The 19,340-nt window shown below is 39.4% G+C and carries 20 protein-coding genes; 9 read left to right on the top strand and 11 right to left on the bottom strand.

What is annotated here, in order from left to right; translation table 11 throughout:
- Positions 1 to 100 precede the first annotated feature (100 nt).
- Positions 101 to 1,573, top strand: coding sequence for a serine hydrolase domain-containing protein (locus tag MHH49_RS25050; RefSeq protein WP_038571351.1), 1,473 nt, complete (start codon positions 101 to 103; stop codon positions 1,571 to 1,573).
- Positions 1,574 to 1,791: 218 nt separating this feature from the next.
- Here MHH49_RS25050 and MHH49_RS25045 read toward each other — a convergent pair whose 3' ends face one another.
- The 3 genes from MHH49_RS25045 to MHH49_RS25035 all read right to left on the bottom strand — a co-directional run bounded on the left by MHH49_RS25045 (position 1,792) and on the right by MHH49_RS25035 (position 3,844).
- Positions 1,792 to 2,142 (bottom strand): hypothetical protein, encoded by a 351-nt coding sequence (locus tag MHH49_RS25045; protein ID WP_036677002.1) that lies wholly within the window; start codon positions 2,140 to 2,142, stop codon positions 1,792 to 1,794.
- Complete coding sequence (locus tag MHH49_RS25040; RefSeq protein WP_036677000.1) at positions 2,132 to 2,371, bottom strand: helix-turn-helix transcriptional regulator; 240 nt, start codon at positions 2,369 to 2,371, stop codon at positions 2,132 to 2,134. Before MHH49_RS25040 ends, MHH49_RS25045 begins: the two co-directional genes overlap by 11 nt.
- Before the next feature lie 294 nt (positions 2,372 to 2,665).
- Positions 2,666 to 3,844 (bottom strand): MFS transporter, encoded by a 1,179-nt coding sequence (locus MHH49_RS25035; protein ID WP_038571354.1) that lies wholly within the window; start codon positions 3,842 to 3,844, stop codon positions 2,666 to 2,668.
- Between the two features lie 143 nt (positions 3,845 to 3,987).
- Between MHH49_RS25035 and MHH49_RS25030 the strand changes: the two genes are divergently transcribed.
- A complete protein-coding gene (locus tag MHH49_RS25030; RefSeq protein ID WP_038571358.1) occupies positions 3,988 to 4,599 on the top strand; it encodes a TetR/AcrR family transcriptional regulator in 612 nt (203 codons plus the stop codon).
- 551 nt (positions 4,600 to 5,150) lie between these two features.
- Here MHH49_RS25030 and MHH49_RS25025 read toward each other — a convergent pair.
- Complete coding sequence (locus MHH49_RS25025; RefSeq protein ID WP_038571361.1) at positions 5,151 to 6,074, bottom strand: ketopantoate reductase family protein; 924 nt, start codon at positions 6,072 to 6,074, stop codon at positions 5,151 to 5,153.
- A 148-nt stretch (positions 6,075 to 6,222) separates the two neighbouring features.
- Here MHH49_RS25025 and MHH49_RS25020 point away from each other — a divergent pair, with 148 nt between their 5' ends.
- The 7 genes from MHH49_RS25020 to MHH49_RS24990 all read left to right on the top strand — a co-directional run bounded on the left by MHH49_RS25020 (position 6,223) and on the right by MHH49_RS24990 (position 12,010).
- Positions 6,223 to 6,774, top strand: a complete 552-nt coding sequence (locus MHH49_RS25020; RefSeq protein WP_038571364.1) for a TetR/AcrR family transcriptional regulator — start codon at positions 6,223 to 6,225, stop codon at positions 6,772 to 6,774.
- Positions 6,775 to 7,187: 413 nt separating this feature from the next.
- Positions 7,188 to 8,114: a DUF2268 domain-containing protein gene (locus MHH49_RS25015; RefSeq protein ID WP_036676993.1), complete on the top strand. Its 927-nt coding sequence runs from the start codon at positions 7,188 to 7,190 to the stop codon at positions 8,112 to 8,114.
- Entirely contained in the window at positions 8,089 to 8,838 is a 750-nt protein-coding gene (locus tag MHH49_RS25010; protein WP_036676991.1) for a MerR family transcriptional regulator, read from the top strand. Before MHH49_RS25015 ends, MHH49_RS25010 begins: the two co-directional genes overlap by 26 nt.
- A 386-nt stretch (positions 8,839 to 9,224) precedes the next feature.
- Positions 9,225 to 9,458, top strand: a complete 234-nt coding sequence (locus tag MHH49_RS25005; protein WP_036676988.1) for a hypothetical protein — start codon at positions 9,225 to 9,227, stop codon at positions 9,456 to 9,458.
- A gap of 271 nt (positions 9,459 to 9,729) precedes the next feature.
- Positions 9,730 to 11,229, top strand: coding sequence for an alpha/beta hydrolase family protein (locus MHH49_RS25000; protein ID WP_341138580.1), 1,500 nt, complete (start codon positions 9,730 to 9,732; stop codon positions 11,227 to 11,229).
- Positions 11,230 to 11,411: 182 nt separating this feature from the next.
- On the top strand, positions 11,412 to 11,765 hold the full coding sequence (locus MHH49_RS24995; protein WP_052097068.1) for an ATP-binding protein: 354 nt from the start codon (positions 11,412 to 11,414) through the stop codon (positions 11,763 to 11,765).
- A complete protein-coding gene (locus MHH49_RS24990) occupies positions 11,762 to 12,010 on the top strand; it encodes a sensor histidine kinase (RefSeq protein ID WP_076143606.1) in 249 nt (82 codons plus the stop codon). Before MHH49_RS24995 ends, MHH49_RS24990 begins: the two co-directional genes overlap by 4 nt.
- A gap of 832 nt (positions 12,011 to 12,842) precedes the next feature.
- On the opposite strand, the gene MHH49_RS24985 is transcribed toward MHH49_RS24990, so the two are convergent.
- From MHH49_RS24985 to MHH49_RS24955, 7 genes are all read right to left on the bottom strand, one after another.
- The gene (locus tag MHH49_RS24985; protein WP_038571367.1) at positions 12,843 to 13,370 is read right to left on the bottom strand and encodes a putative immunity protein; all 528 of its coding nucleotides are present in this window, start codon (positions 13,368 to 13,370) and stop codon (positions 12,843 to 12,845) included.
- Positions 13,371 to 13,385: 15 nt separating this feature from the next.
- On the bottom strand, positions 13,386 to 15,263 hold the full coding sequence (asnB, locus tag MHH49_RS24980) for an asparagine synthase (glutamine-hydrolyzing) (RefSeq protein WP_076143604.1): 1,878 nt from the start codon (positions 15,261 to 15,263) through the stop codon (positions 13,386 to 13,388).
- 147 nt (positions 15,264 to 15,410) lie between these two features.
- Entirely contained in the window at positions 15,411 to 16,349 is a 939-nt protein-coding gene (locus MHH49_RS24975; RefSeq protein WP_341138579.1) for an alpha/beta fold hydrolase, read from the bottom strand.
- A gap of 279 nt (positions 16,350 to 16,628) precedes the next feature.
- Positions 16,629 to 16,841: a DUF896 domain-containing protein gene (locus MHH49_RS24970; protein ID WP_036676956.1), complete on the bottom strand. Its 213-nt coding sequence runs from the start codon at positions 16,839 to 16,841 to the stop codon at positions 16,629 to 16,631.
- 62 nt (positions 16,842 to 16,903) lie between these two features.
- The gene (locus tag MHH49_RS24965; RefSeq protein WP_249267694.1) at positions 16,904 to 17,320 is read right to left on the bottom strand and encodes a MarR family winged helix-turn-helix transcriptional regulator; all 417 of its coding nucleotides are present in this window, start codon (positions 17,318 to 17,320) and stop codon (positions 16,904 to 16,906) included.
- 191 nt (positions 17,321 to 17,511) lie between these two features.
- Positions 17,512 to 18,606, bottom strand: a complete 1,095-nt coding sequence (locus MHH49_RS24960; protein ID WP_036676951.1) for a HAMP domain-containing sensor histidine kinase — start codon at positions 18,604 to 18,606, stop codon at positions 17,512 to 17,514.
- 81 nt (positions 18,607 to 18,687) lie between these two features.
- Positions 18,688 to 19,326 carry an ABC-2 transporter permease gene (locus MHH49_RS24955; RefSeq protein ID WP_036676948.1) on the bottom strand — a complete coding sequence of 213 codons (639 nt, stop codon included), beginning with the start codon at positions 19,324 to 19,326 and terminating at the stop codon, positions 18,688 to 18,690.
- Positions 19,327 to 19,340: the final 14 nt, after the last annotated feature.

Genomic DNA, 19,340 nt, shown 5'->3' with positions numbered 1-19,340 from the left:
CGTCTAGCATTAAGTAAAATGGAACGATACATTAGGTGGATAAGGCGTACTACGGGTTGTTTATATTATCCTCGCATAATTTTTTCGATATGGAGAGTTTATGAAAAAGACTATTGTTTGTGTGATAACGATACTTATATTAATCTCAGGATTCGCAACACAAAGTTATGCGTCGTTGTCAGATACGCAATCTGCGGCAATACACGCGTTGCTGGATGATGCCCGTCGTATATCAGGTGTGCCGGGAATGTCAATCTCGATACTTGCTGATGATGAAATGTTCTACTTTTCTTCCGGGTATGCAGACCGTAAAAGTGGGTTGTCTGCAAGTGAAAATACACTATATGAGTTGGCCTCGGTCAGTAAAGCCTTTACCGGCATGGGCATTCTGCTGTTGGAGGAGCAAGGGCTGCTGTCAATGACTGACACTGTCCAAAAATATTTACCTTGGTTTACGTTAAAGTATCAAGGGAAACCTGTTGATATGACAAGCCTTACACTCAATAACTTTCTTCACCATACTAGCGGCCTAACAAATAGTAGGCATTCTCAAAATATTCCACAAGGCAATACACCAGATTTGCTGCAAAAGACTGTGGAAAAGCTGGTAGATGCTGGGTTGGCGTTCCCTCCCGGTGAACAGTATAGCTATGGAACCGTTAATTATGACGTATTGGGTTTGGTTATTGAGATTGTGTCGGGACAAAGCTATGAAGACTTTATGAGGGAACAGGTATTTCAGCCGTTAGGTCTTCACCAGACGTATGTTTATAAAGAAGATGCTCAAGCCACCGGACAGTTGGCACAGGGCTACCGTTCTTCCTTTTTTATGACAACTCCATATAACGCACCGGATTATTCCGGGAATAAACCCGCAGGCTACATCATTTCTTGTACAAAAGATATGGCGCGTTGGATGAGCATACAGATGGGTATTGTGAAGGACATACCCGAAATATTCCATACGGTTATCGAAAAATCACATCAGGGTGATATGTCTGTTCCGGCTGTCAACGAAATGTATTATGCGGCGGGCTGGACGGTAAACGCCAACCAAACGATTATAGAGCACCCCGGGGGAAATCCCAATTTTGGAACCGAAGTGATCATACTGCCAAATGAACGAACAGCCGTCTGCTTGCTGACCAACGGCGCAAATATCAACAGAAGCATTGTACTAAAAGTTAAAGATATATTAGACGGCAATCTAACGCAGTCATATGAAATAAGCGGCACACAGCTTTTGGACATCATTTTATCGTCTACCACAATTATTTTTTGCTTATTGGCCGTTCTGTTCTTTCTCTTAGGATTACGCAGAAGGAAGACGAATGAGCGGCAGCCAATGACAAAAAAGCGAATAATCGTAACAGCTATTTTGCTGATTGCTACGATTGCCCTGTGTATAATGTGCTGTGCATTAGATTGGTCAACGATACTTATTTGGCAAACATATAGTGTTCTTACAGCCTTGATTTCGTCAGCATTATTAACAGCAAGCATTACATGGTTTGTATACACTCACCGATATAATAGTCTGATAAGAGGAGGGGCAGAGCGCGGTTTTTTTTGATTTATGAATACATGTTCTTGTCGCGATCAAAGGACAAGAACATGTAAACATTGCCGCTAGAAGCAGAGGGGGGAAGGAACATAAAAGGATATTTTTGATTTTAGCAATTTATTTTACAACCCGATTGCACCTATTGAACTTCCATATCACTTAGTTAGTATATTTATCAACATTGTCTAATCCCCATCCTTAGCTGGCCCTCGCTCTGCGACCCTTCCTTACGACAAATCCTTTTTATACTGGATGGCCATGTAAATTCCACCAGCTAAAAATGCTAGCGCATATTTGAACAAGAAAAAGATGTTCCACATATACTCTTTAGGAAAAATCATGTCACATAGAATAATTGTCAACAGCATAAAGTAACTGCTTTTCAAAAAGATTTTATTTGTCCGTTCATCGTCTTGCCCAATCTTCTTATAAAATACATAGGTAAAAATCGCACTACCCATGAGCAGTAAAAAACCGACTCCAATGAGAATATTCCAATTTCCCGTAGATTGCTCAGCCCAGGACTTTAAAGGGTGAAAAATTGCGTTATGGATATCAGAAATAGACTTAATTTTCATTTTGATCATTTCCTTTCAAATAAGTAAAAACATCGTTTACATCAACATTAAAAAAATCGGCAATTCGAAAAGCCAATAGAAGAGTTGGAACATAATTCCCTTTTTCCATTACGAAAATGGTTTGTTTGGAAACCCCGACTTTCTCTGCTAATTCTTGCTGAGACATTCTGGCAAGTACACGATATTCATAAACCTTATTGGATATCGAATCACCAAAATCTTTCTTCATGACCATCACCTCTTGAAGCAAATTATAAACTTATTTTTAACAAAAGTAAAGTATACTTATACTAAGTAATATAAAACCTTTATGTTTACTTAGATTGCTTTGATTTACAAGACTAGACTACAAAAAGAACCTGACGAAATTCATGATTCCGTCAGGTTCACATATCGATCTGATATAATTTATGGTTTTTGGTGCTGCATTTTATGATTTTCAGTGGCGCAAATCGATGAATGATTGCCACAATCGTGCAAGAACAATTCACAGTCAATAGCAGACGGATGGCAATCGGATTACTTAACGGCTCTGGGATGGGCGAAATCCATACCTTTTAGCACGCCAGGCAACAAACAGAGCAAGAAGCAAGAGAAGCAGGAGTGCCCAAGGAAAGGAGGTTGTACCCCATTGATTCAGAAGGACTCCTCCCAATATCCCACCGCCGGCGATAGCCAGATTCCAAACCGTTGTATTGATAGGCATCACGATATCCACACCTTGCTTCCCGGCAGCCTGGGCAAGTGCCGTCTGCAACAATGTTGCCGCACCACCGAATGTCAGCCCCCACAGCGCAACAGAAATGAAGATAATAGTACCATGCTCACTCCAAAGTCCTAGTACAAGAGATATCAGAGCAAATCCGGTAAGACTGATGAGAACCAACGGACGCAACCAACGATCAATGAAAATCCCAATCACCCAGATTCCCACCAGTGCCATAATTCCAAAAATAAGTAGAATCTGTCCGAGATAGGGTTCTAGCCCCATATCATCCAGGAAAGGAGAGATATAGGTGTACAAAATATTATGTGCCAGCATCCAGGTAAGAACCACAACCAAGATAGGAATCACCCCAGGTGTGAGTAAAACTTTGAATACTGAAATGCGTTTATCAGCCGACTGTCCCGGATAATCGGGAACTTTCCAGAGCACCCAGAAAATTAGCAAGAACGCCAACAACGACATCAACCAGAACACCGAGCGCCAGCCCATTAAGGTTCCTATCAGCGTACCGGCAGGAACTCCAAGGGATAAAGCAATGGGTGTTCCAATCATGGCTACAGCCATGCCCCTTCCCTTTAGATGATCAGGCACCATACGTAGAGCATAACTGGCAATCAAGCCCCATAAAACACCGGCAGCTACTCCGGCAAAGAAGCGAGCGACAAGTGTTAGTACATAGTTCAATGAGAGAGCTGTAATAGTGTTGAAGATAAGAAATCCGATAATCGATAGAAGCAAAAGCGGACGCCGCCGCCACCCCCCAGTCAGTACTGCCACGGGTATGGCGGCAACCATCGAACCAATGGCGTACAATGTGACAAGTTGTCCAGCCAATGCTTCCGACACCTGTAGCCCTTCTTTGATTTGCGGCAACAACCCCGCGGGAAGGGTTTCAGTCATAATTGCAATAAAACCAGCCACAGCTAAGGCTAACAACCCCAACCATGGGAAACGATTAGAAGATAAATCAGACATCTATGAGCCTCCTTCTAGGCAGATATGAAAAGTTAATCGACTTGTGGATCGATCATTCCTTATGTTATTCAACCTTTCACACCTTGTCAATAACTTTTGGATCGATTAGTATATAATTAAGAAAAACAAGGGGGGGATCTCTTATGGCAAGAACTGGACGTCCACGCATTTTTGATCGGGATGAAGCGCTTTTAAAGGCGATGATGCTCTTTTGGGAACAAGGATACGAAGCAACCTCGTTGCTACAACTTCGAGCGGACATGGGGAATATTTCAGCAGCCAGTTTCTATGCGGCCTTTGAGTCAAAAGAAGCCCTGTTTAAAGAAGCTGTTGAACAATATATGGGGACTTTTGGACGAGTCACGGAAAGTCTTGCGGATCACACGCTTACTCCTCGGGAAGCAATTGAAACAACTTTAAGACGTACCGCAAAAATGCAAACGGATAGCGATCATCCGAATGGCTGTTTGATTGTGCTGTCAGCTAGCACATGCTCCTCCAAAAACAATCATATTCGTGAAATTGTTGCTGAAAAAAGAAAGCAGATTCGTAGCCACCTGCAAGATTGCATCCAGCGTGCCATAGATGTTGGTGAAATTCCTTCGTCCATAGATGTCTCGATGATGACTACCGTCTTTGATACCTTCATGCATGGCATATCTACACAAGCAAGGGACGGAGTCCCTTTTGCAACGATTGATCGCGCCATCACGGAGGTAATGGGCATCTGGGAGTTATTTAAACATTCAGCCTGACTTTAAAGCGATAGAAAAACCAAAATAGAGCACTCGGCCATAACGTGAGTCAAATCAAAACACCTTTAAGAAAGTTCTTCCCAGTCGTAAGATAGGGGGATCATTTGAGAGGTGTTTTTGTGTTGGTAACCAAAGTGGGCTACTCCGTAGAAGTGAAGATGAAAGCCATAGAAATGAGAGTGGCGGGCGTTTCGGGGAGAGATTATCATGGGGCGTTTTGGACTTAATGGATTGCAAGTTAGGAAAAGTGGGAGGGGAACGTTTATGAGTTTTGATTATTACTGGGGATTCTTTAGTGCGATATGTGGATATGTATGGTGTTCTGTGAAAAAAAGTCTTAGACTGGGTCCAGTAAATAAAGCAGCGACAGAAAAAGACTTGATAAATAAAGTCTTAGACTGCCGCTGTTGTTGCTCAATTATCGTTTCCCGTTAGTTTAGTCAAGGATGTTACGAAAAAACTATATATTTCGATTTTCATATTTAGATTAACCCCAATTGAAGGATTTAATGAAAATAAATTAAAAATCACCATACTATTTTAACAAAAAATTACTGAACATGTATTTCCGATTTGATATCATTTTGACTTAAAAATTTCATTAAATCATTACTCAGCTGCACAATCTCATTGTTAGCATTATTCGCATAATCCGGCAACATCATATCCCTAACCATTTTAGTTCTTAGCCATGTCATAAAGAAAAGATCCAAAAATAAGTTTGGAAATTTCAGCACCATTTTAAGCATTGATGGATCAATTGAAACGCCAGCTTTTTGTATTGCCCTTAGATACGCTTTTAAAGTGACTGTTATTTTGCGTGCCGTCTTTCTGGTTCTGGCTGTTTTTTTGTCAATTATCTTATTCTCAGAATGCAAAAAACTCAACATGGCAATATCTGATACGGAATGTGTGATTAAATACGCTTGCATATCCTTTTTAATAACGTAGGGAAGCTTTGCTGTCTTAAATAATTTTGCGAGGTTTTCTATGCGTTCTGTCACTACACTATTAATTTCTCCAAATGCAGTTGCCGCTATAAACTTTGGTAGAAATCGAGTATGCAATACTCCATCTTTAATCTGTCCGCCGAAGCCAGGAAAAGCTGGTAAAAGTCTATCCCCTACGATATCCAGCCACGAAGAAAATCCAATTGAATTACTAATCATCGTAACTATATTTTTGCTTTGATTATCTTTTAGCGCTAACAATGCTGATTCCGACCGATCATAACGAACGGTAACGAAAATAAAATCGTATACATCGTCATTTTCGAGCGTATCAATGACATTCACTTGTATCGATCTAACTGTACCTTTTTCTATATACTGCAGGCCATTTTCTCTTAATGATGTATATCTATTCGAATGTGCAAACAGGCTAACGTCAAACCCTGCTTCAATAAGCTTAATTGCGTACATGCTCCCGATGACACCTGCACCAAAAATTAAAATTCTATCTTGTTTTGCTGACAATTAAACCACCCCTACTTATTAGCATTTTCTTTTAATTATCCGACAACATGTTGTATGATGTGATTATAAATCTTCATTATTCCTTGATCAACCATCAGTTTTTTATGATTTGTCGGATGATATTCTTATTCACTAGTAGGAGGGTAACATGAAAAAGCAACCCCAAATAACGGAGAAAACAAGACAAAAGTTTGTAGAAGTTTTTTGTGAGTTATATAGCCAAAAGCCGATTGAAAAAATTTCGATTCAGGAAATTTCGAATAAGTCAGGATATAACCGCAGCACCTTTTATCAATACTTTACTGACATTTACGAATTGTTAGACTCTGTTGAAAATGACTTATTGAATGACATGAAAAAAGAATTGGCGAATAAAGAGCTATCGAAGGATACGGTTCAAGATACGCTCAATTGTCTGGATAAAAAAGAACATCTCCTGGTTCTTAATGCCCTTTTGGGTGATTATGGAAGTGCCCGTTTTTTAAAACGCTTAAAGAAAGAAATCACTTTGGATCAATTAGGATTAAACGTTCCGCAAAACCAATCCTTAACGCCATACTTCATTGAGTTTTACCTGACAACTGCTCTTTCTTTGTTTCGTCTTTGGCTCCAGCGTCAAAAGGATTTATCGTCTGAAGAATTTTTCAAGTTAGTGGAGAACCTATATTCAAGAGGGATTACGCCCTATTTTAAAGAATGAGTCTGTCATTCAAACCAAATCCATATGTTCTATAACAATAAAAAAGCGCGCATAAGCTTGTTTACACAATATACTCCATAAAAACTGACCTAACTTACTCTTAAGGTGGACGATGTTATAGAGCACGAGATAGGGCGTTATTGCTTATATATGTACGGAGCGACATTCCATACGATCAGTTTCTGTTATATTGAAATATCAACGAAATTGTTTGTAACCTTTTGCAAATTCGTATCTAACAATTGATTCAACGGTGTAATCATAATTATTAGGGCAAAGGAGAATCATCTGGGAAGAAACTTATATAACTGGCGATAAAAGTACCTAATTATCAGTATTTGATCCAAATTACTTGACTATGACGTTAGGTCATAGTGCATAATTCTCACTATAGACGACTAGGAGTGAGAGATATGAACATAAAAACATTGCGTTCAGACCACATTTATCAAAAAGTTGCCCAAGCTTCGCCCGAGGAAAAACTTGAATTATTCAGAAATGAAATGATGGCTCCCTTTATGAAACAATGGCAAATTCAACAGATCCCTTTTAGAGCTGAAGAGGGGAATGGTTTTGACGTTGTTACGTTTAATAGTATAATGCATCGATCCCCTGATCAGATTACCCAGCAGATTTCATCTGAGGTAGAGTTGATTTCATCAGATTCTTTTTGGTTAGAGTGTGAGCACGCGGTAAGGAAAAGCCTCCGTCTATTTATAGAGCATGAAATAAGTCTCCCCGTATCCGAATATTTGTTTACCATTCAACTAGGGAATCCTGAAAGCAGTGCCTTAACAATAAACGAAGGATATAGTGGCTTTGGGGGCATTCCCGGGTTTATCTGGGGTACACTCTTGCCAAATGAGTACACGATTTCTCGAATGAAGGCTGCGCTGGCGCACGAGTGCAACCATAATGTGCGATATCAATTTATTCAGTGGGATCACACCGTTAATTTGGGCGAGCTCATTGTAAGTGAAGGATTAGCTGAAAACTATGCTATGTTCATGTTTGGCGAAGAATTGCTCGGCCCTTGGGTAACGAAAACAAACGCAGACACACTTAACAGGCGCATAAAGCCTGTCCTTAGAGAGCAATTGCAATTAACAGGGTTTGATAAATTTGCTCCGTATCTTTACGGTGACGAGATCGCCAAACTTCAAAACTTTGAACCGGTCAATATGCCTTATAGTGCTGGCTACGCTTGCGGATATTATTTAATCCAATATTATTTAAGAAAAACAGGAAGAACAATCTTTGAGGCCACAATAACACCTGCTGCTCAAATACTAGACGAAGTAAAAGGATTTTGGGATGAAGAAACCATTATTAGCTGTTAAAGATATTGTTCAGATTACAGGCATTACAAGCCGGACCTTGCATTATTACGATAGGATTGATTTATTTAAACCGACACATCTGACGGAAAAAGGGTATCGCTTATATGATCGAAGCAGTTTGGAAAAACTTCAAACTATTTTGTTCTTAAAGGAATTGGATTTTTCCTTGAAAGAAATTGCGGACATTTTAAAGCTGACCAGGCAAGAACAGAATCAAATATTAAAGAAGCAGAGACAAACCTTATTTTCGAGAAAACAAAGACTAGAAACCATCATGGTTGCTCTCGAAGAATACGTTTCGGGGAATGATATTAGTAATTTGCAAATTTTCAACAATTCTTCCGTTTTGCCATTAAAAGAACAATATGCAAATGAGGCGAGATTCATCTATGGTGAAACAGAAGCGTATAATGTGTTTAATGAAACGTTGGATAAACTATCACAAGATGAAATAGATGAACGTTTTCAATCGATGGAGGAAGTATTCAAGCAAATTGCGTCTTGTGTCGATCAGCATCCTTCCTCCGATGAAGTTCAGCGATTAATCAAGGAGTGGAAAAAAAATCTAATGCAATTCATGCCATGTGATAAAGAGCTACTGGCTTGCATTGCCGATACTTATAAATTCGATGTACGATTCAATAACTACTTTAATCAATATAGCAATGAGGATTTTGCAGATTTTCTACACAGTGCTATTATGCATCATATATCTCAATCGTGAACAGGAAAATTCGTTTGAAACTTCGGTTGATAAGCGGAGTGTGCAGATAGAAGAGAGGAACAATATAGAAAAGACAGCCAAGATAAATAATTTGAAAGCCACAGATAATGCAGTTTTTATAATAAAAAATGAGGAACAGATAGAGAACGCCATACCATATAAATCGAAAACATTTTGGTATGAGTCTTGGCTGAAGATAAAAGAGTTCTTCGGAGTCTGACACGGTTGAACTAACGGGAAACGAAGGCCCGCGATGGAACTCGCCCAACAATTGGGCAGACGCATGGGGAATTTCATCGTTATAGGACTCTTTATGAAGTATATTCATGCTGGCAATGGACAACGCTTAAGGTTAAGTATTATCTTATACGGGAGGTCATCGCTTCTTGAAATTTGAACTAGGACGTTGCTTACTGAATGAACGATTGATGGAATCCGGAAAGTCAGCAGAATGGCTGGCAAAAGACTTGTTTTTTAAACCGGAACGAGTTTACGACTTTATTGAAAACAAAAGAGTGATGCCACTCAAAATTGCCATATCGATCGCCGATTCCATCGGTTGTGATGTTCGTGCCTTGTATGAATTAATTCCGAACGATAATGAAGTAAAGGGAGATTAAGGGAATAAGTGGTAGGTTGCATTAAACTACAAATGTGATCCATTAAGCTAGTTAATGATAAACGATAGCTCAATCAAAATGAAAAGGCAGCCGGTCAAATGATCGGCTGCCTTTTCATTAGCTAATAAGCAGTTTACAGTAACGAAACTGATACATTTTGGATTGAGAAACCGTCTTTATACTGAAGCAGCAAAAGGAGGGGAGGTTAGGCTAGCTAGGCAGGAATGATTTGAACAAATGAAAATGAAATTTTTTTTAAAGGAGACTTGAGATGAGATTGTTTGAATTATTGCTATATTTGTCAAACATCAGTTTGTTTGTATTAACAGTTGTATTAAAAAAAGGTCAGCGTATAATTCCAGTATTCGTTGCAAGCGGGATCGCCGCAGTTTTACTGGTCATTCATTGGACGGTGGAAGGATACAGAGTGCAGCTGTTTTTATCATATTGCATAACGGTCTTTTTTTTAGCCATTTCAAGTTATAGTTATTTTAAAAAAAGCGGTTTCCAAAAAATCCCTCGATTCCTGTTGGGTTCAGCTTATACCGCTATAGCGATCATGCTGGTCGGAACAGCGGTCCTCATGTATACTTTTCCTGTGTTTAAACTCCCTGAACTGACAGGCATATTTAAGGTAGGAACGCAAACGTTTCATTTTGTGGATACCAATAGGGAAGAGATTTTTGATAAAGCAAGAGAGGGTAAAAGAGAATTGATGGTTCAGGTATGGTATCCGACTCAAGCTGGTAGTGGCAAGCGAACTGCTTTTATTCCCGATACGCGGATTTTAAGTTATATGGCCGCGAACTATGGTCTTCCCGGGTTTACTTTTCAACACCTGAAGTACGTATCCAGTCATGCATATTCGGAAGCGGAAATCTCTACGGCAAAGACTTCATACCCACTGATCCTTGGGAATCCCGGCAACGGCTCTTCTAGGTTCCTCCACACGTCGCAAGCCGAATATCTCGCGAGTCACGGATATATCGTGGCAATGATCGACCACACCTACAACACATCTGCAACCGAGTTTCCGGACGGTCGAATCACGACCAGCACAACCAACGACTTATTCTCGCCTGACCATGATTATCGGACGGAAAGCGGAAATCGCGACAAGTTAGGCAAAGTTTTAACCGACGATGTGGTGTTTGTGCTGGACCAATTCGAACTTATCCAATCGGGGCAGATTCCAAGTCATCTAAAAGGCTGGATTGATCTCGACCATGTCGGGGTGTTCGGTCATTCTATCGGTGGAGCAACGGCTTATGACGCTTCTTACGATCCGCGAATCGCGGTTGGCATAGACCTAGATGGAGGGCTTTATCGTTTGCGTGAAAGAGAGGGACTGCAAAAACCGTTTTTATTCCTCAACTCGGAAAGCTATTTTGAAAAATTAAAAATGGTGATGGATAACCGGGTCTACACGGATGCAGAAATTAACCGTATAGGCTCAACCAGAGAGTGGGAGGATCAAGTAACGGAAGATAAAAAGTTAGAGCTAGAACGGATGCGCAAAGCGGTCGACGAAGGGGGACAAGTCCTCTATATCGAAAATACGGAGCATTTGAATTTTACCGACGTACAGTTCATTTCTCCGATTTTCAAAATGCTGGGCATTACAGGAAAGATTGAGCCCGATAGAGCGGACTCCGTTACCAATACCTATATGCTGAATTTCTTCGATATGTATCTGAAAAATCAAGACGGAATCTTAATGAAAGGACCGGATAGCCGTTTTCCGGAGGTGAAGTTCGTAACCTCGCTATAAATTACGGAGCAGGTTAATATGATTGCAGTTATTTTAGACTGAAGCAACATCATTACGCTTACGGGGAATGATCGATCAATCCATACACGATAGCAGCCGTCTAGATGATCGGCTGTCTTTTTATTAAGCTAACGGCCACCCGTTAACTTTACCCTTTTAAGTACCGTAGCCGAAGTAGAATATTGTTACGCCATCCCGATCATACGATCGAGGAAGAAAGTGCTCCAATTTCAGTCATTCTGAAAGAAACCAAAAGAATGAGCAACATGGTAGACGGCCTACTTCTTCTGGCAAGAGGCGATTCACATGAGGAAGTTATCTCATGCACACCTGTTCGTATTGACGGGATCATTAAAGAGATCGCCAAAAAAATGGAGCCAATAATGGATTACAGGCAGTTGCGGGTACAGCTTCATGTCGAAGGCTCGGAATTGCTCATGAATGGAGATGAGAATCGTCTCATACAGTTGTTCATGATTTTGTTGGACAATGTCATTAAATTTACGCAGGCGGATGGGCAAATCGATCTTGAGTGAGGCAGGGGAAATCAGTTCTTGTAACCGTCAAGGATAACGGAGTGGGTATTTCGGAACATGAATTACCACTCGTATTTAATCGCTTTTATAAGGGAGATTCCTCTAGAAGTAGAGGGGATCATGGAGCAGGTCTAGGGCTATCGATCGCACGTTGGATCGTCGATCAACATCAAGGTACTGTCCACATTAGCAGCGGGGTAGGGTGTGGTACGACAGTTATGATTCGTTTTCCGGTGATTAGTTAAATAATAATAGTACTCTTCAAAAGAGACTTACAATTGTTGTCGGGACTTTTGGGGATATCTATAGAACGCAGCAAAGTTCTTTATTATCTAATCTTTTCAAAAAAGAAGAAATTAGTACATACTGTGTGCAATAAGTGAAGAAGATTATCTGGCTTCGCTACCGGTTATTAGCGCATATAAACAAAGGGTGATTATCGCTCAATGTTTAACTTGGATGTGATGCCTTGTAGGAATTTCAAAAAAACCGTTGAACCAGCTCAACGGTTTTTTTGAATGCATTTGTGTGCCGTCCTATAAGTGGTTGATGAAACTCTGAGCAATTGATATGGCCAGTCGAAATCGCAAGGCTCTAATTAATGATGTGGTTATTGCTCGGAACTCAAAAGAGGAAGTGATAAATAGATCAAATAATATAAACCCCTAGATTGTGACACAATCCATATAGATCTATGTATAATCTAAGTAGAATGCATCTTAGTGACATATGTACAAAATACGGGTTTTGTGAGGAAGTAGTATATAAATTAAAGGAACCAACCAATTTGATGCAAATTATTGCCAATTTACTGTCTATTAATGATTATCTAATCAATGTTCAAACCTGTTCAAAATAACTGCCCTTTCATAAGCAATTGATTCTTATTTAGTAATCGATTTATCTTAAACGAGTATTAAGCTTTAAAGCTCATCAAGTCTCGCATAAAACTTTAAGTGCTGATAATGTTTTTATTGTTGCATTAGATTACATAACTCTTGATTATATAAATTGACTATTACCATTATTTAACTTTTATAATCATCCTCATACATGTTCATCTTTAAAGCTTTAATTTCAAAGCAACTCTTCAGCTATCCTTAATTGTCTTTCCCGTTCTTTAGTAGCTGCCTCTGCAACTGAAGAATGATCTGATATGTAATTCACCAGTTTTACTGCATAGTCACTGCAAACCATAGCGTGTCCTCGCATATGTCCAGTTGCTATGGCTTGTGCAAAAGAACGGGCAGCATACTTACTAGCCTCGGTTGTGGACTCTTTGGCCAATTCATTGACTATGAATCCAACTTTTCTTAAATCAAAGGCTCTAATCTCACCAGTTATACGCTTTTCTAGCGTTTCTATACCTAAATCAATCCGCGGGTCATTTACAAGCTGCTGGTCCAGATGATCCAGGTGCTCAGCTGCTACTTTCAAAGCCCATTTGGCCAGAAACTTCTGCGGCAGCTCTTCAAGCGTTTCTTCAAGCCGATTTCTTAATTCATGGTTATCTATAATCTTTATCTTTGGACTAGTATAAGTAAACATGTTAGTTTCTCTTAATTGCTGTTCATGTTTATTCCATGCATATTCCTCAATATTCAACGAATCACTCCCCCATTACAATACGGCACTATTTAATTGCTTCAGATCTTCTTTTATAAAAAGAGTGTACCATACTGAAAAAATGTAAATTAGCCATATTCTACGCGAATAGTCGCCTTTATTACTCCGATGCTGGGTAAACATCTCTTCGATGATATTCATATTGAATATTTCTTCAATGCCACTATATCGTATTTGTTCGAACATTATATCTGAAATTGGAGTTTTGAGCCAATCACGAATGGGGACGGGAAATCCTAGTTTCGGGCGATTCACAATAGCTTCCGGAACGATTCCTTCCATAGCTTTACGCAAAGCAAGTTTTGTTGTTTTTTGCCCAATCCGATTGGATACAGGTATTTTACTAGCCGTTTCGAAAACCTCTTTATCTAAAAATGGGACTCTTAATTCTAATGAATGTGCCATGGATAGCTTATCTGCTTTTGATAAAATATCTCCAGGTAACCAAAAATTCATATCAATAAACTGCATTCTTGTCGTAGGGTCTAGGTGAGCTGTCTTATCATAAAAAGGCTTAACGATATCCGCGGGATGTAAAAAGCTATGCTGAGCGTGTACCGATTCGTGGAGCAAATTCATCTTACCGGTTTTGTTGAAGATGTTCGCATTACCGAAAAAACGTTCTTCTAAAGGTGTCAGACCCCGAAGCAAATAATTTTTTCCATAAAAATGATAGGGATATACGGATAATGATTTTCGTAACGAATCCTTTATAAAGTTAGGCATCCAGGTTATCGGTCTTAAAGCATTTGGCTCTCTATAGATTCTGTATCCTCCGAATAATTCGTCAGCACCTTCCCCTGATAAGACAACCGTAACATGTTCTTTGGCAAGCTGGTTTAGATGATAGAGTGCAATGGCAGAAGGATCCGCTACAGGTTCATCTAGATGCCAGACCGTTTTCGGGATACTTTCAAAAAAGTCTTTTTGCGATAAGATGTGAAAATAATGATCTGTCCCCAGTTTGGCTGCTGTTTGATTTGCAATGATTGTTTCATTGTTCAACCCTTCAAATCCAATTGAAAAGGTTTTGGTGGATTCTTCTGTTCTCATCATTGCAGCTATAGCTGTAGAGTCAATTCCACTGGACAAAAAACATCCTCTATTCACATCACTTTGTAAATGAAGGTTTACAGACTCTTTCAATTTCCACTGAATTTCTTCTGCGTAGTCTGCTAAAGATCGTACTACCGGTTGAAAATGGGGTTCCCAATATTTCTCGATCTTCATTTCACCTTCCGAGTTAACAAATACTCGCTCTGCAGGTCCTAATTTATGAATGTGTTCAAACATCGTATCAGGATGCGGGACATACTGAAAAGTTAAGTAGCTGAATAAACTTTGATACTGAAGCTTTCTGGGTACCCCTTGCACTGCAAGTATGCTTTTAATTTCCGAAGCAAATAAAAGATTATTTTCGTCTTTGTAATAATAAAAAGGCTTGATCCCGAAATGATCTCTAGCAGCAAAAAGAGATTGTTCCTTAAGATCCCAAATCGCAAAACTAAACATTCCACGTAAATGATGGACACAGTCCTTGCCGTATTCCTCAAATAAATGCACAATGACCTCTGTATCTGATTGCGTCTGAAAGTGATGTCCCTTTAGCTTAAGTTGATCTCGTAGTGTTTTATAATTATAGATTTCACCATTAAAAATAATCCAAAGAGTACGATCTTCATTCGTCATCGGTTGATTGCCATCACGTAAATCAATTACAGACAATCTGCGAAAACCAAGTCCAATGCGAGAATCGAGCCATACTCCCTCATGATTGGGACCTCGGTGATTCATAACCCCTGTCATTTGTTTTAAGGTTTCTTCATGTGGTGGCTGTCCATTATATTTTAATATTCCTGCTATTCCGCACATACTCTGGCAGTCCTTCCTATTATAAAGATTAGGATATAGAGTGCCCATAATTGCTTTGATAAATTTATCATTTTTTTCTAAAGGATTCACTTATTTGAAAATATAAAAAAAGAAAAGCCTGTATTAGCAGGCTTTTCTCATTCATTTTTACTTTATCTCTCCCAGAAAGCTTCTAAAGTTCTCGACAATGTCTTTAGATCGGGTATGGTGCAAATAATGCTCCCCATCAAGCAACATCAATTTCCCGTGTAAGGAGTCTTTAATCTGTTCTTTATGCAGGGATTCCCAGCCTGGAACATCCGTATTGTCTTTCACTAGGAAGAAAATAACAGGAAGATCTTTAGGGAAATTTAATGTTTCCGTGGCTTTGAAATTGCTTTTAAAATGCTCTGCTTCGCTGATGATATTAGGATTCATCATGTTTTTAAGTGAAATCATTCTATTTTGTTCTTTAGTTTCCTCATCATCACTTGGTGTAACGATTTGATCCGGGTTGAGTTTTACTAGCAATCGCATAAATCCTGATTTTTTAAGCAGCTTATAGGTTCCTGATGGAAATTCTTCATCGTTGCCCCCTTGTGTGGGTACGCTGCTGTCGATGCCTACGAATGCACTAACTTCGTTTTCGTATTTGTTCACATAGTCCAGTCCGTAAATTCCTGCTATAGAGTGTCCCATCAGAATATAACGATCTATCTTTAATTCTTGTAAAGCTTCATGAAGCTCACTCACTATATTGTCGACCGTTCGTTCTTTTGTGGTGACATCACTTAGTCCATAACCAAACGGCTCAACTACTACAACTTTATAGAAAGGAGTCAGTTCATCTACAAGTGGTTTGAAATCAATTACGGGTGATGCGGTTCCAAACCCTGGGAGTAACACGACCGTTTCCTTGCCTTGCCCTTGTATGGTTACATTCATCTTTTTCCCGTCGACAGGTACAAGCTGACCATAGGGTTCTATTTTTCCTTTCTCCACTTTATTGCTGATCACATTGACTGTAAAAACGATGACCAGAAAAAGTGCTAGGAGGAGGACTATAGCGACTATTACTTTAAGTAAAATTAATAATGTTTTCTTCATACTTTCATTTCCTTCCTTGATGTTTCTTTTAGTTTCTCCAACTTCTGCACCCCTTCTTGTTATCCCTTATCTTTTGTCTATTCCATTCTATCAATCCAGTCTTAGATCCTGTGTAACGCAAGTTTAATTGATTCTTAACTTTCAACAGCCCCTAATGATAACGATTTAAGCTTCTGTTAAGATTGGAATAACAAAAAAACACCTTTAGTTATCCGTCGATTAACCATAGGCTAATCTAACGTTATCTAAAGGTGTAGTTTCCACTTATTAGTTCATTGATTATTTACGCGCTGCACGAAGCTTCTCAGGGGTTACATCGTTTCCATCCGGATCTAAAATTGTCACTCCAGAAAGACTATTACGAACTTGTCCACGAATTTCACGCAGGTAGTCTTCACGCAAAGCGATCTGTTCAACCCATTCGCCTTGTGTCAGACCTACTTCACGTTCTTTCTTAGCTAATTCATTGATGCGAGTCAAACTTGTAATCATCTATGTTCCTCTTTTCTTAGTTTTAATTAGCTTACTAACGGTTATGGCGATTAGTTCCAGATTCAAGCTAAATTATCAGCCATTTGTTTCATAAGTCTTCTTAATAATAAACGTTCTTCAGGTATAATTCCGGCTAGTAATTTATTCAGCTGTTTGTTCCAGATCTGTTCCACAGGTTCGCAGAGATTACGTCCGGCTGGGGTTAGATACACTCGGCTAACTCTGCCATCTTCAGGATCTCTTTTTCGAACAACAAACCCATGATTTTCAAGAGATTTCACCATATTCGTTATGGTTGGAGGCTCACAATTCAAGCGTTCACTTAGCTGTATCTGTGTCATTCCATCTGTTCTCCATAACCGGCATAATAACTGTTCTTGACCCACATGAAGATTAAGTTCTCTAAGCAGCTCTGCATAATCTCTACGCATTTCCGCTGATATTCTATCCAGTAGTTCCCTTATCTCATCTTCTATCACAGATATTTCCTCCGTACTGCCATACAAATTACTTAGCAAGCTAATAATATCACGATTTATTAAAAATTTCAAATAAATGTCCGGTAACGTTCATCCTGTCTGCTGACCAAACCATTAAAAAAGGAGTAAAACCACAAGATCACGTAGATCTTGTTTTTTTACTCCTGCCCAGTCAACACTTGACTTCGTTCTCAATTATTTTGTGGAAGCCGCACTTCAAACATCGTCCGCACTACACTGCTTTGTGCAGAAACTGTTCCAGCATGTTGTTCCACAATGTTTTTAGTGATAAATAAGCCCAGTCCCGTACTCCCTGTGGGATGCGTTCGCGCTCGATCCCCGGTGTAGAACATATCAAAAATACGCGGCAGCTCTTCCGGATCAATACAATCTCCATAGTTAATAATCTCAATAACGACTTCGTTTTCTTCTAAATACCCATGAATATCAATAAATTGACCGTCGCTTCCGTATCGCGCTGCGTTAGTGAGAAGATTCTCAAATACACGTGCCAGCAGCTCACCGTCACCCTCTATCTTCAGAGGTTGGGTTACATCCAAGCGGGAAGTAAGACCATTTTTCTCAAAAACGGGATATAACTCTTCATTTAATTGTAAAAGAAGCTCACTAAGGTCGATCGAGGTTTTCTCAAGCGTAAGCTTACCGTAGTTCATTCTTGTAATTTCAAATAGCTCATCAATTAATTTTTCCAAACGTTGAGATTTAGTATAAGCAATCGTTGTGTAATGTCTGGTCTGTTCTGGCGTTAATTCATTGTCCTTAAGGATAAAATCCAAATAACCTATAACTGAGGTAAGTGGAGTACGCAGATCATGTGCCAGATTTAACACAAGTTGATCTTTACTGCTCTCCGCAAAGTCTCCCCGCTCAATAGCTTCCTGAAGATGATCAATAGCCAGATTGATATCATGGCCAATAAGGCCGAATTCATCTTTAGAAGGGATATCCACCCGCTCCGAGAAATCACCCGACGCCAGCTGATGGATCCCTTTCGAGATTTCCTTGAAATAATTTGCATATGGTTTAGTAAATATAAAAAAGAATAAGATGGCCAAAGGAATGAAGATAATCAAAAACGCATTAACATCACCGATATCCCGCATCAAGTAGCGAACTTTAGTCAATGGATTTTCTAATAAGACCTCTGATCGATAATATCTCTGCAGAATTTTATAGATTGAAAAGGTAATTCCACCGGATACAAGCATACTGGCCATCAGCAGCATAATCATTTTTGTACGAAAGCTATAAATCATTTTAGGCATTGGTTGTATACCCTTCCCCTACTATTTATCTTTGTAGTGACAATGGTATATGAATTCATTCAAAATCTCAAATCCTTCGAATTAAAGATCTTTCCGCACAAAAATCCGCAGAGAAATGATATATGAACAGCTAAGCAAGAATATATAAGCCAGCCCTAGGATTATAAAGGGAATGACCGTACCTTTCACTCCAAAACTTAGCCATCTGTTCACATCAGGTATCCACTGGATCAAAAAGCTAAACACGTTCGGGCCAAACATAACAATCATCATAAATACAAGATTAACCACTTGTGCCCCCTTTGCCCCTAACCAGTAATGAATCGGTAAATAAAGCATCGCAAGGAGAGGGAAAATGGATATCGTAATACCAACCTCTTGCCAAAAATGAGGGGTTACGGCTTTACCTGTCACAACAATCAGGAGATAGGTAAAGGCCGTTGCTGCCAGCCCGACAAGAGCAAACGGAAGGATCGAAAAATATTTGGCACGGACAAGCTCTTGTCTCCGTACAGGGAGATTAACGAGAAACCGTTGCGTCATCTGCTGAGTATCCATTGAACAGGAGCTTATCAATAACAGCATAGGTGGCATTACCGTAAATAAACTGAAGCTATGATAGTTTGAGTATGCTATGAAAATAAAGAAAGGGATTAGCAGCATCAGAAATTTACGCAAAAGAATGAAGTCTTTTTGAATTAAAAAAAATGATTTATACACTTTACGTCCTCCTT

It is taken from the genome of Paenibacillus sp. FSL F4-0122 (assembly GCF_038002845.1).
Taxonomy (GTDB): Bacteria; Bacillota; Bacilli; order Paenibacillales; family Paenibacillaceae; genus Paenibacillus_AQ; species Paenibacillus_AQ odorifer.
This window is presented reverse-complemented; position numbering and strand designations above follow the sequence as displayed.